Origin of the sequence: Streptomyces sp. NPDC056835 (assembly GCF_042789485.1) — a bacterium.
GTDB lineage: Bacteria > Actinomycetota > Actinomycetes > Streptomycetales > Streptomycetaceae > Streptomyces.
Genome location: NZ_JBHUBB010000006.1, coordinates 12,895 through 26,393, shown reverse-complemented (window position 1 = coordinate 26,393; position 13,499 = coordinate 12,895). Strand labels below are relative to the sequence as shown.

The 13,499-nt window shown below is 70.8% G+C and carries 6 protein-coding genes; 1 reads left to right on the top strand and 5 read right to left on the bottom strand.

Annotated elements, in window-relative coordinates:
- The first annotated feature begins 341 nt into the window (after positions 1–341).
- Positions 342–1,076, top strand: a complete 735-nt coding sequence (locus ACFRMN_RS08590; protein ID WP_383015327.1) for a hypothetical protein — start codon at positions 342–344, stop codon at positions 1,074–1,076.
- A gap of 828 nt (positions 1,077–1,904) precedes the next feature.
- Here the strand turns inward: ACFRMN_RS08590 and ACFRMN_RS08585 are convergent.
- From ACFRMN_RS08585 to ACFRMN_RS08565, 5 genes are all read right to left on the bottom strand, one after another.
- Entirely contained in the window at positions 1,905–2,486 is a 582-nt protein-coding gene (locus ACFRMN_RS08585; RefSeq protein WP_383015803.1) for a LuxR C-terminal-related transcriptional regulator, read from the bottom strand.
- A gap of 504 nt (positions 2,487–2,990) precedes the next feature.
- The gene (locus ACFRMN_RS08580; protein WP_383015324.1) at positions 2,991–5,831 is read right to left on the bottom strand and encodes an AAA family ATPase; all 2,841 of its coding nucleotides are present in this window, start codon (positions 5,829–5,831) and stop codon (positions 2,991–2,993) included.
- Positions 5,821–8,664 (bottom strand): AAA family ATPase, encoded by a 2,844-nt coding sequence (locus ACFRMN_RS08575; protein WP_383015321.1) that lies wholly within the window; start codon positions 8,662–8,664, stop codon positions 5,821–5,823. The genes ACFRMN_RS08580 and ACFRMN_RS08575 overlap by 11 nt, the downstream gene beginning before the upstream one ends.
- Positions 8,665–8,688: 24 nt before the next feature.
- A complete protein-coding gene (locus tag ACFRMN_RS08570) occupies positions 8,689–11,595 on the bottom strand; it encodes an AAA family ATPase (protein WP_383015318.1) in 2,907 nt (968 codons plus the stop codon).
- A 695-nt stretch (positions 11,596–12,290) separates the two neighbouring features.
- On the bottom strand, positions 12,291–13,046 hold the full coding sequence (locus tag ACFRMN_RS08565) for a thioesterase II family protein (RefSeq protein ID WP_383015315.1): 756 nt from the start codon (positions 13,044–13,046) through the stop codon (positions 12,291–12,293).
- Between the last annotated feature and the right edge of the window lie 453 nt (positions 13,047–13,499).

Genomic DNA, 13,499 nt, shown 5'->3' with positions numbered 1-13,499 from the left:
GGCCGGTGCGGCTCCCGGTCTGTGCGGCCCCCGGCTCCGCTCGGGCCGCCAGGCTCTCCGTTCGAATCCCGCGACCACACCTCTCCGGACCCGGCGGCAGATCCGACGGCTCCGACTCGGGGGGCAGTTCACTCCCCGGGCTCACACCACCCTTGAATCAGGCGGGAGTTGACCCGCGGTGGCGACCGTTTCACACCTCGGCGTACGGGCGTCGCGCCGCGAACCCTGGGCCGTACCGCGTTCATCCGTTACCAATCACAACGCAACAGCGCCTAGTCTGCTCTCCAGCGGTCACCAACGGGGGCAACTACAGCGGTGACGCAGAACGAGAGGGCTACACCATGACATCCCCATCCAACACACCGGACAGCATCGAAACCACGACGGCGCTCCTGCGCGGTGAACTGCCGCAGCTGGAAACACAGCAGCAGTCCCTCGAACGGGAGCTGGCCGGCGTCACCGAACGCCTGGAGTCGGTACGTATCGCCCTGGGCGCCCTACAGGCACTCAGCCCCGCGCCCCAGGCGCAGGAGACCGTGCCGGAGCAGCGGGCCGCGGAGCCGTCGGCTCTGGAGACTCCCGCCGCCCAGGCTCCCGTTGTGGTGACTCCCGTCGAAGAAGCGCCCGTCGCGGAAGCACCCGTCGAAGAAGCACCCGCCGCGGAGAAGCCCGCACCCGCCAAGGCGGGCAAGTCCCGTAAGTCCGCTTCGGCGTCGGCGTCGGCGCGTACCTCCGGCGGGGGCTCCGAGGCGAAGTCGCAGGCGCCCAAGGAGCGGAAGAGCAGCCCGGCCAAGAAGTCCGCGCCCGCCAAGGCCACGAAGACCCGTGCGGCGAAGACGGCTGCCGCCGCTCCCGCCACGGCGGACGAGCAGGCGAGCGGACTGACCGAGCAGATCCTCGCGGTGCTCGCGGCATCCGACGGCAACCCCGTCCGTGCCCGCGATGTGGCGCAGGCGCTCGGCCGTGACGGCACCCCCGGCAGCATCAACGCGGTACGCAGCACCCTCGACCGGCTCGTCGGCAGCTCGCGGGCCCACCGCGCCGGCCGTGGCCTCTACCAGGCCTCCGCCGGCTGAGGACCGGTCTGATCAACCACCGCCCCCCACACCGCCTGTGTCCGCCCCTCGTATCGAGCGTATCGAGGTTCCTTCCGGACCGACTGTGGCTCAGCCATGGTCGGTCCGGATTCGGTCGCGGCCACAGGATTAAGAGGATGACTTGAGGGGAAAGGCCGTCCGGCGACACCGCGGGACGCGTGACTATGCGCCTGGCACTTCTCGGCCACATGTTCCGGCCGAATACCGCTCGACGGTATCCCCGATCGCCGTTGCCCCGGCCCGAATCGCCGGTCGAATCGGTCAGCGAAACCACAAGCCGCGGTGGCCAAAACCACACGGTAACCATTCCATTCGAACATCGGGCTTCGAAATGTGCCGCACAGCACAATTACTGTGGACCCTTCGATCTCGATGGCGCGGGGTGCGCACCGTACAGCCGAAGTGGAACGTTTCTCGCACGCCATCCATGAGAAATAGCACATACATGTGAACTCCACTATCGCCATGCCGCCGGGTTCACTCACCGCGCGACCGCGCCGGACGCCTTCGGCGCGATCCTCGGCAATGCTCCGGGCAAACAGACAACCGGGAAGGCGCAAGCGGACTCGGCGAGAAAGATTTTACGGTCGCATGACCAACCGAACCCGCGACGCTTACCGGGCGAAATAACCGGCGGAGCGGATCGATGAGGGAAGTCGGACAAGAACGCAGAAACCCGCCGGACCGTGGCGCCCGGTAGAGGCGTCACGGTCCGGCGGGTGGATGCGCGGTGCGGCGGATTCCCGCGCTACAGGCGGTATCGACCGCGTCGGACGGAGCCGTTGGCGGCCGGCTCCGCCGCCGTAGTCATTTGATGAAGTCCTCGACGACCTTCGGCGGCCAGGTGCCGACGTTCAGCACGCCCATCGAGTAGGCCCGGGAGACCAGGGCGGCCCGGTTGGGCACCCTGAGCTTCCTGAGCAGCCCTGTCACGTGGTACTCGACGCCCTGCCGGCTCAGATAGAGCCGGGAGGCCAGCGGGATCGTGGACAGACCTGCGGCTATGCCCTCAAGGATGCGCGCGTCGATCTCGGTGAGGATCTTCTTCTGGTTGGTCAGCACGCCCGCGTCCTCGGACCCCTCCGAGGAACGCATGAGCACCAGGATCGCGGCCACGTCGGGGGTTTCCCCGCTGACGGCCGCGGCCGTCAGTGTCCCGGCGAACGCGGAGTCCTCCGGTCCCACGGCCACCACGTGCGAGGCGAACCGCTGGCGCTTGCCTTCCACCAGGCGGGAGAACTGGCGCATCAGCGGCTGCTGGACGCTGGGATGCACCAGATCGCGGAAGCTGCGGCCGCAGACACCTGCCGAGGAGCCGCCGAACCGGCGGAAGAACTCCTCGTTCGCCTGCTGGATGGTCAGAGCCGGGTCGAGTGAGGCCATGCACAGCCCCGGCTGGTCGAACTGCTGGGCGCGTCCGTGCCCGTTCTGGTCGGGTTTGAGGTCGCTCGCTGTGACCTGCGCCGAATCTGCGAGTGCAGCAATCGCCACGAGACCGCCATCCTTTCGGGTCCCCCCGATTCATTGGGAATACTCGACATCGTTATCCGGGGCGGATAACACCGGCAGTCGGTCTCACGTGACCTCATTGACGGGGGTTATCCATTTACTGAATTGAGAGTAGGTAGCCTTGCGGTTGCTAGTCAACAAGAGCCCTGTTCACATGGCTAAAGCTGTGGTCCCACCCCGGGAAGGTTCGGTCCGCAATGACGATGTCTACGGTGGGAAAAACCCGGCATGCCGGGCGGGACGGATTGGCGACGCATCCGCGCAATTCAGCCTTGTTTGAGGTTCCGTTGAGGTTCGTGCGGCAAACCGGGCCGAACCAGGCCGCACAGGGGCCGCACAGGCCACAGCGTCACGTAGCATGCCGTTAACAGTTTCCGTCGGAGTCTACGCGGGAAGAGCATCCGCCAGCTCATGCCGGCCCGAGATGCCAAGCTTCCGATAGGAATTCGTAAGATGTTTCTCAACGGCGCGCGAACTCACGCCGAGTTCACCCGCAATTTCCTGGTTGGTGAGCCCCCGGCCGACGAGAGTGATCACTCTGCGCTCGCTGCGGGTGAGCACGGCGGTCTTCGGCGCGGAGGCCGTACCGAGGCCGTGCTCGGCCCGCTCGACCAGCCAGGGGGCGCCACAGGCGGCCGCGATCGTGCCCGCCTCCCGTAGCGCCGCCTCGGCCTCGGGGCCGGTGCCCAGCTGCCGGCCCAACAACACCAACGTCCTCGCGAGTTCCAGTTCGAAGGATGAACCGCGCAGTACGGCGACCGCTTCGCGCAGCAGCGGGACACCCTGCGCGCCCTGGAGCCAGCCCTTCAGCCGCAGGGCGCGGCCGAGCCCGGCGGGTGCTCCCCACGCCGTGCTCCAGGCCAGTTCCTCCTCGGCGAGCCGCAGCGCGGAACGGGAGTCGCCGAGCCGCTGGTAGAGGCCGATGGCGTGCGGACGCCATGGGAAGAGCGCCGAGTTCCGCCAGCCGGAGACGTCCAGTTGACGGCCGCAGGCGAGCAGACTCTCCAGCGCTCTGGGCCGCAGCCCCCGCTGGGCGTCCACCGATGCCTGGAGTATCTGGAGTGCGGCGGTCAGAGCCAGCCCCGCTGTCCGGCGGCGCAGGGCCCTGGCGAGGATCCGCTCGCTGAGCGCGGGGTCACGCAGTTCGAGCGCGACCGTGGAGAGAATCATGATGGAGGCCTCGCGCCAGTCCGCCTCGGCCGCCCCCATGGCACGCTCGACATATTCGCGTGCCTGGGTGGGCCTGCCCTGCGAGACGAGGACGAACGCCCGTTCCGCGAGGAGAAGGACGCTGTCGGCGCCGGTCGCGTTCTGCCATCGGGTCTGCTGCTCGGTCGACAGCCACGAGCCCACGTCCTGTACCGACTCGGCGGCGAAGAGGGTGATGACGACCAGCGGCAGCGCGGTGTGCGCGCCCGCCGAGGTGGCCGGTTCGCGTTCCAGGACGCGGCCGCCCGTGCGCGCCGCCTCGGCCGCGGTCAGGCCCCCGGTGAGCGTGCCGGAGAAGAGGAGTACGGCCATCAGCTCGCGTTCGGCCGCGGAGCCGAGCGGGGGTTCCTCCCCCAGCTCGCGCAGGCGTTCCATGGCCGACGCCAGCTCTCCCGGGTTCTCGTGTCCGTCGTGTCTGAGCCGGGCTTCGAGCCGCAGGGCCATCTCCCGTGCCGGCCCGTCCAGTTCGGCGGGCCGTCCAAGCTCCTCGCTGACACCGCGCAGAAGCGCGGCGGTGGAGGGCGGTACGGCGCCGAGCAGCGGCGGCGGGATGCGCAGCGCGGCGGCGGCCCGGTCCCTGACCGTGGTCAGCAGAGGCATCGCCTGGACGATATGGCGCCGGCATGCCTCGGGGTCGAATCCGCGCTCCGCGGTGGCCAGTTCGATCAGCAGTCTGGCCCGGCTCTCGTCCTGGGGGCGGTGTCCGAGCAGAGCGCGGCGCAGATAGCGGGCCGCGGTCTCCGGCGCGCCCCGGCGCAGCGCGCTGTCGGCGGCGCCGCGCAGCACTATCACCGACCAGGGGCGGCCGAAGGTGGTGACGGCCATCAGATGGGCGGCGACCTGCTCGGCGGGACGGCCGCTGCGGTACAGCAGGTCGGCCGCGGCGGCGTGCCAGCGCTCGCGTTCGGCCACGGACATCGCGGATTCGATGGCGTCCTGGACGACGCGGTGAATGAAGCGCGGTTCGCGCGCGTCGGTCAGCAGCCCCGCCTCGCGGAGCGCGCGCCGGGCGGCGCCGAAGCCGATCTCGTCCAGTCCGGCGAGTTCCGTGATGAGCCCGGGGTCTCCATGGCCGCCGAAGGCGGCGATCGCCGCGGCCGTGTCACGTACCGCCTGTGGCCGGGTCCGCAGATAGCTCGCCAGCCGCTCCCGCAGCGCTGCGGGCCGCAGGGCGCGCACCCGGTCGGCGTGGTCGGCGGTCGGCTCGTAGCCCCGTGCTTCCATGCCCAGCAGTACGGACATCAGGAACAGCGGGTTGCCGCCGGTCACTTCATGACAGACGCGTACGTACTCCTCGTCCCCCGGCATGCCGGACCGTTCGCGGATCACCGCCCGGGTGGCGTCGCGGGACAGCGGGGCGGGGCGCAGAATCTCGGTCGAGGCGGCGGCGATCTCGCGCACCAGGGCGTGTCCGGCGCCCTGGTCTCCGTCCCGGAGCGTGCAGACGAGCACGACCCGCAGTCCGCGCAGTCGTTTGGTGAGGTACGCGAGCCAGCGCAGGGAGGGAATGTCCACCCACTGGAGGTCGTCCACGAGGATGAGCAGCCGGGCGTGTTCGCTGATGTCGGCGAGCAGCGAGCGCGGGCCGTGCAGGGCCGCCTCGGACGCGGCGCCGCCCGGGATGCCGTCGGCGCCCGCGTCGCCTGGCGAGTCCCCCATTGGCGTGTCGTGGGCGAGCGGCCGGCCGGACGGGATGTCGTCGGCGCCGAACATCAGGCCGGTGGCCCGGTCGGGTTCGCGCGCCCAGCGCTCGCGGTCCGCCTGCGGGGCGCCGGAGAGCAGACTGTCGAGCAGTTGCCTGACCACACCGAACGCGAAGTCCCGCTCCATCGGGGCGGCGTTCGCCCGCAGGACCCGGACGTCCGTGCCGCGGACGACACAGGGCAGTTGTCGCAGCAGGGCGGATCTTCCGATGCCGAGAGGTCCGGACAGCAGGATCACCGATGAGGTGCCCTCGTCCGCGGCGCTCAGCGCGGCCCCGACCCGCGCCAGTTCCGAATCCCGCTCAAGAAGCATCGCTCTGCCGTTCTCCCATGTTCTCCACCAGCACGCACAGTTCCTCACGTCCGGTGATACGGAGCTTCCGGTAGGTGTTGCTCAGCCGTAGCTCGACGGTGCGCCTGCTCACGGAGAGCAGTTCCGCGATCTCGCGGTTGGCGTAGCCGCGTCCGGCGAGGGTCGCGGTGCGCTGTTCGGCCTCCGAGAGCGTGGTCCACTCCGGGGGAAGGGCGGGGGGCACCGGCCCGGCCGGCCTTTCCAGCCGCTCGGTGAGCCCGCGTACCGCCGCCGCCAGTCGGCTCGACGGATAAGCCGCGGTGAACGGGGAGAGCTGGGCGAGGGAGCGCGCGGCGGCCCGGCCGTCGCCCTCCCTCAGCTCGCAGGAGGCCAGTCGGGCCAGCGCCCACGCGTAGGTCAGCCGGGCGGGCGAGTCGCCCAGGACGCGGACCGCCTCGCGGGCGGCGATCACGGGCCTGCCGCCGGCGCCGGTCATCGGGGTGGTCCACAACTCGGCGAGGCCGAGCGCGCTCGGCGAGCCCCACCGGCGGGCGAGCCGCAGCTCCTCCAGGCTCAGCCGCGCCGCCTCCTCGCGGTCGCCGAGGGCGTGGCAGGCCGCGGCGGCCTGCGGACGCCAGCACAGCAGCGCCGGATTGCTCCACTGTCTGCGCAGCAGCCGTCGGCCGCTCTCCTTCGCCAGCTCCATCGCTTCGGTCCAGCGCCCGTCGACGGCGGCGACCCGCGCTCTGGCGAAGAGGAGGGCGGACCAGGGCACGCCCTCCTCCGCCCCGGGCGGCATGGGCGCGGCGGCGAGCGAGCGCGCGTACCCCTGGCTGCCGGCTTCCACCGCGGTACAGATGCGCAGGGCCGTCAGGCTCGGGACGATGAGCGGATGCCTGTTCGGCATGGGCAGGGCCCGCTCGGCGGCCTCGATGTCCCGCTCGACGGCGTCCAACCGCCCTGCGCGCAGGGACAGTTCGGCGCGCGCCGTCAGGATCCGCGCGGTGGCCGCCCTGCGATGGCCGTGCCGTACGACGGTGAGCAGCGCGTCCAGCTCGACGGCGGCTTCTTCGTGGTCATCGGTCAGGATGAGCGCCCGGCAGGCGGCGAGCCTGGGCAGTACCAGGGGCGTGGCGGGGCCGTCGCCAGCGAGGGCGGCGCGGGCCAGCGTCCTGGTCGTCTCCAGGTCCTCGCCGCGCACGGCGAGCTGCCAGGCGCGTACGCCGCTCTGCGCGGGGGTCGAGGGGCGGTCGGGCAGTACGGGCACCTCGGGCACCATCGGTTCGGCGTCGTCCAGGGACTCGGCGGCGAGCCAGAACAGCGCGGTCAGACTGTCGCGTTCGCCGGGCAGGACGTCGTACAGCGCCTCGGCCGCCGCGCGGCGTGCCCAGTCGCTGTCGCCGCGGGCCAGTCCGAGGTCGACGGCGCGGGCCCGCAGTCCCTCGGGGGCGCCGCTGCCGGACCGGACGAGTTCACCGAGCCTTCGGTCCCCCGCCAGCGGCGCCGACATCGTTTCGGCCGCGGCCAGTTCCAGGGTGAGCCGGGCACGCTCGCCCGGCTCCAGCGGTTCGCGCAGGGCGCGGGAGAGATACGCGGCGGCGCGGCCGTGGTCCTCCGTTTCCAGGGCCGACGCGAAGCTCTCGCACAGCGTGCTGACCACCCAGGGGGCTCCCAGGGGTGGCGTACGGAGCAGGATCTGGGCGACGTCCTCGTCGTTCGCCCAGGCCCGGTGGGCCAGTTCCGCGGCCCGGGAGTACAGCTGGGCCCGTTCGTCGGTGGCCATGTCCTCCAGCACCCGGGTCTTCACCGCGGGGTGGCGTACCTGTGTCTTCGTTCCTCCGGAGACGGTGAGTCCGGCCGCCTCCAGCATCACGTGTACTTCCTGGCCGCGTACGGGCCTCAGCCCGGCCAGCGCGCGGACCAGGGGAAAGCTGAGCAGCTCGCCGCAGACGGCCAGCGCCCGCAGCAGCGCGACGGCCTCGGCGGGCAGGCCGTTCAGGGAGCGCGTCGCGTGGTCGCCGACGACGGCGGCGGTGATCGTACGCAACTCGGGCAGCCGGGCGGCGACCGGTTCATGGCCGCGGTCGGTGAACCGGCGCAGCACATCGCACAGTACGGCGGGATTGCCCTCGGTGGCCGCCGCGGCCGTCGCGGTGAACCGCTGGTCGCCGGGGGTGCCGCACATCGTCTCCACGACGGTGGCGACGCCGTTCTCGGTCAGTCCGCGCAGTACGAGTTGCTTGCTGGGCACCGGGGAGGCGGGCAGCAGGCTGAGCCAGTCCCTGCCCTTGGCCGACACGCCGCTGCCGCTCGCCAGCACCGCGACCGGTGTGTCCGGGGTCAGCCGCCGGACCAGCGCGTGCAGCCAGCGCAGGGAGGCGGGATCGAGCCATTGGGTGTCCTCGATCACCAGCAGGGTAGGCATCGTCTGTGCGAAGTGAAGAGTTCCGTCGAGTCCGGGCAGCGGATCGGGCTGCCGGTGCTCCATCAGTTCCCGTAGCGAGCCGCCGGCCGGGCCTTCCTCGGCCTGACCTGCCATTGATGTCATGAGCTGCGCGATCACGCCGTAGCGCACCTCACGTTCGGCCGGGGCCGCCTGGGCGTGCAGCACACACAGTCCGGCGTCCCGGGCTCGCCGGGCGGCCCATCTCAGCAGAGCGTTCTGCGCGTGGCCCGGTCTCCCGGTCAGGGTCACGAGGCCCGCGCGTCTTGTGCCCAGCGAGCTGAGCAGGGAGGTCAGCGCCGCTTGCTCACGCCCGCGTTCGAGCAGGTCCATCCCGTCTCGACGGGTGTCCGGTCCGTACGTCCACTCCAGGGACCGCGTGCTCAGACAATTGTCGTTCCGGCCAGTCACACGCACCGCCTCGCCCCGTTCGCTTCAGCGTCGCCAGCGTGATTCGGATACCCAGCCCGGTGGTTGCCCATCGGGGATGTCGGGCGTGCGCAGTACGGCGCCCAGTTCGGTACGCCCGCTCACCCCCAGTTTCCGGTACACGCCGGTCAGATGTGTTTCGATGGTGCGTACCGTGACGAACAGGGTCTCCGCGATTGAGCGGTTGCTGGCACCCGCCGCGGCGAGGCCGGCCACCCTGCGTTCCATTCCGGTCAGCATGTCGAGCGGTGAGGCGCTCATCTTCCGCATCCTGCCGCCGGCGGTGACCAGCAGCCTGCGGGCGACCCCCGCGAGTGCCAGGGCCCCGCAGCGCTGGGCGAGGTCGGTGGCGGTCCGCAGATGCTCACGGGCGCCGCGCTGGTCGCCGGTCTTCAGCAGCGCGCGGCCGAGGACGAATTCCGCGTTGGCGTGCTCCGCTCTGGCGGGCGAGGCGGCCAGGGTGAGGACCGATTCCTTGAGCGGTTCGATGCCCGTGCCGCCGGGGGCGATCACACCGCGGGCGAGCGCGGCGAGTCCGAGGGCGCGCGGGGTGCCCCATCGCTGGGCCAGTTCGCCGCCGTACTCGGCCATCTCCCGGGCCTCGTCGCCGCGGTTCATGACCGCGAGCAGACAGGCCGCCTCGGACCACCAGGGCAGAAACGCCGGATTGCTGAACCGGGACTCCTCCAGCGATCTGCCGCATTCGAGGTAGAGACCGAGCGCCGCCTCCCGGTCGCCGAGCGCCGATCTGGCGCGGGCTCGCGCCATCAGAGACCAGTGGTACTCGATGACGAACCGGTCGAGGCCGCCCCGTTTGATACCGCGGAGCACTTCCTCGGCCCGTTCGGCCTCGCCCCGTTCGACCAGCATCGTCGCGAGCGCGATCTGCGGCAGCGCCGCGCCGTCACCCCACCTCTCCTCGCCGATGATCTCGATGGACGTCTGCGCGTCGGCCAGCGCGTCGGGGAACGCGCCCGCGCCGTGCAGCACCAGGGCGCGGGTCGACAGCGCGAGCACGAAGGTCCAGACGGCGGCGTTGTCCTGGCTGTGCTGGAGCATGCGGTCCAGCGCGTCCAGCGCCTCGTCGACCTCGTCGGCGAGGCTGAGCGCGAACGACGAGGCGAGCAGCGGCCAGCTCTCCAGCTCCGTCCCGGGTGAACCCAGCGCGCGGCGGGCCTGTTCGACCGTCCGCTCCGCCGAGCGGCCCTCCATCGCGGTCAGTACGGTCATCATCGCGAGCATCTGGCGCTGGGCGGGCGTATCGCCGGGAGGCGCGGTCAGCAGCGCGGCCCGGTCCAGGGTCGCGGGGACCGTCGCCTTCTCGTCCGCCCCGACGATCAGCAGGACCGACTCGACGAGCGTGTGCAGTTCACGGTCGGCGGGATCCGGGCCAGGACCCAGCTCGGCCTCCAGCTCCGCCAGGACCTCTTCGAGGACCCGTACGCCGGCGGGTGATCGCTGAACGGCCAGGCAGACCATTCCGTACCGCACGGCGACCATCGCCCTGGCGCGTGGGTCATCGGCCAGCGACAGCGCTTCCTCAAGCAGCCGGATGGCCTCCACCGGATTGATCTCCGCGAGGGACGTGGCCATCTGGATACGTACCGGCACGCTGTCCGGTTCCACCTCCAGCACACGGTGCAGATAGCGCACCGCGGCCTCGGGAGCGCCGCGCCCCTCGGCCTGGACGGCCGCGTCACGGAGCACCGCCGGCATCCACGGCTGAGTCAGGGCGGGCAACAGCATGAGCCGGCCCGCGACCTCCTCGGCGGGCCGGCCCGCGTCACTCAGCAGCAGGGCGGCTCTGGTGCGCAGCCCGGCCAGCGCTTCGGCGCCGAGGGGTTCCAGCACGGCCGAGCGCACCACGTCATGCACCAAGTCGGCCCGGTCCGCGGCGAGCACCTCGGCGCGCCGCAGGGCGACAACGCCTTCCGTGACGAGCGCGGGGGGCACATCTGCGAGCATGCCGACCAGATCGGGCGACTCCTCGCCGAGGACCGCGATCGCCCGGGCCACCTCACGCACCCAGAGCGGCTGGTTGTCGAGCAGCGCGCTCACGGAGGACGCGATCACCTGGCCGCCCACCTCGGCCACTCTCCGTACGCCCTTCTCGTCGGGCTGCACGCCCTCGGCGCGCAGTTCGCCCAGAAGCCGGCTGAGCGTAAGGGGGTTGCCGCCGGAGACGGCGGCGGCGCGCTCGGTGAAGGACGGTTCGACAGGCACCTGGAAGACCTGCCGGGCCAGCTCACCGACGGCCGCGCGCGTGAGCGGCGCCAGCCGCATCAGGGCGGGCCGGCGCTGCGCGGCGATGTCGGCCAGCGCGGAGTGCGCGACCGGCTCGGCCTCGCTGCGGTGCGCGAGCACCACCAGCAGCGGCAGATCGTCCGCGCGGCGCAGCAGGAAGTCCACCCAGGCCAGGGAGCGTTCGTCGCACCAGTGCACATCGTCCAGTACGAGCACGAGCGGGCGGTCCACCATCAGATTCGCCGCGAGCCAGTACAGCCCGTGCAGCACCGGATAGGTGGCGGACGCGCCCAACGTCTCCTGCTCGAAGGGGCCGGCCGTGAGGGCGGGCAGCGCGCGACGGGCGAGACCGCGCAGCAGCGGGGAGTTCCTGGCGTCCTCGCCGCTGAGCCCCAGCGAGCCGAACAGCTCCCGTACGCCGCCGTACCCCGCGCCCGCGGCGACTTCGCCGCACGAGCCGTACAGCACGGCCATGTTGTGGCACGCGTCGCTCTTGAGGAACGCCCGCAGAAGGCAGGTCTTCCCGATGCCCGCGGGGCCGGACAGCATCACCAGGCCCGCGCGTCCGGCGCGCGCGGCCTCGGCATGGCGGCTCAGCACCCGCAGCTCACGGGCGCGACCGACCAGAGTGCTGGACAAACCGGAGAGGTCGGCCCGTTCCAGCATCATGGTCTCCTCGCCTCTCGGGGGACACAACAGACGCGATGACTCGTCGACGCGTCCCGCACATCCCGCACATCTCGCAAAAACAGCTGAACGTTCCACGATCGACGGCGCGAGGTTACATGATCACAAGATCCCGTAACCCACGAAGCCCACGAGGCCCGTTTCGGCACTTGGGGACTACCCAGCGCGAACTGGATCAAGCACTACTGTCCGCTGGACGCCACTGCACCGTCCGGGAGTTGGTGGCACGCCCGCCCGGAGAGCCGCCCGTTCTCCGGGCAGCACCCCGCTCCGGAAACCCGGATGTCCGGACAACCGGATGATCCGGATGACCGAACAAGAAGACATTCTTCCAGAGCGGCGAGCACGACCACGCCACCACTCGCGCTAGAAGCGCGTCAGAGGGCACACACCACCCGAAGGTGTTGATCATCCGATAGGTGTTGACCACTCGGAGCCCCTGATCACTGGGGTGGGCGACGCGGACAGGTCGGTCGCTCAGTGATTTCGGTCGCTCATCGGAGTCGATCGCCCAGCGGGATCGGTCGCCGCGGTCGCCGCGACCGATCCCGTCTTCAGCCCGGTCCCGCGAACAAGGCCTGGGTGGGCCGGTCCTGAGTGGGCCGGTCCTGAGTGGGCCAGGTCTGAGCGAACCAGTCCTGAGTGGGGTAGGCCTGAGTGGGCCAGGCCTGAGTGGCCTAGGCCTGAGTGGAGAGATGTTTCCGCAGGAGCGCGATCACCGCCGGCGCCTGTGAACTGAGGAAGAAGTGCCCGCCGGGGTAGACCTTCAGGTCAAAGGCCCCCGTGGTGTGGCCACGCCAGTCCTCGGCCTCGTCCAGCGTGGTCTTCGGATCGTTGTCGCCGGTCAGCGCGGAGATCGGGACCCGGACCGTCGTCGCTGGATCGCAGCGGTAGGTCTCAATGGCCCGATAGTCACTGCGGATCGCCGGGAGGATCATCCGCAGGATCTCCTCGTCGCCGAGCAGCGCCGTATTCGTACCGGACAGCAGCTTCAGCTCGGCGACGATGCCGTCGTCGTCGCGCTGATGCACGCTCTCGTCCCGGTGGCGCGACGGGGCGCGCCGACCGGAGGCGAACAGATGGGACAGCTCACCGCCATCGGCCTCGAACCGCCGCGCGACCTCGAAAGCGATCGTCGCGCCCATGCTGTGCCCGAAGAATGTGGTCGGCCGGGCGCGGAGCTGTTTGCGCAGCGCCTCGTAGATCTGATCGGCCATGACCCCGAGATCGCCGGGGGTGGTCTCCTTGCGCCGGTCCTGACGTCCGGGGTACTGCACCGAGAACACCTCGGCCACGGACGACAGTTGAGCGGATACCGGGAAGTAGAAAGACGCCGAGCCACCCGCGTGGGGGAAACAGAAGAGTTGTTCCGAGCTGGCCGGTGCTGGATGAAAGCACCGCGCCCAAAGGCTCTCCTCGGTGGACGTCGTCATCGTGTTGCATCCTCCTAGAGGTGGGCCAAGCGGTCCGGACCGCGCAGCGGTCCAGGCCTCCGGGCCGGTGACAGCGGAACCTGACGGGACGTGGCACACCGCGAGCGCCGTGATCTCGCCGACGCGACCGAACGTTCCATGCGGCACTCCTACCCAACAGAGCGGGCGGGCGACTCATGTCACCCGTCTCGCAGTCTCACCGACCGCCACTTGTCGGCCCGGGGACCGACCACCCCATTCCACTAGGACGGACAGTGGGAAATTCCCTAGTCTCTGTATGGACTTCGTATGGACATCGATGGCGGAACCCACTCGTGAGTGAAGGAACCGCCTTCGTCGCCTTCGACGCTCCCGGCCGACTGCGGGGGTGGGGGGGGGGACGGTTACGGGGCCCGGCCCCCCCCCCGTGGCGACCAAACCCGGTAGTGGAACGAGTGCCGCCCCACCAACGGG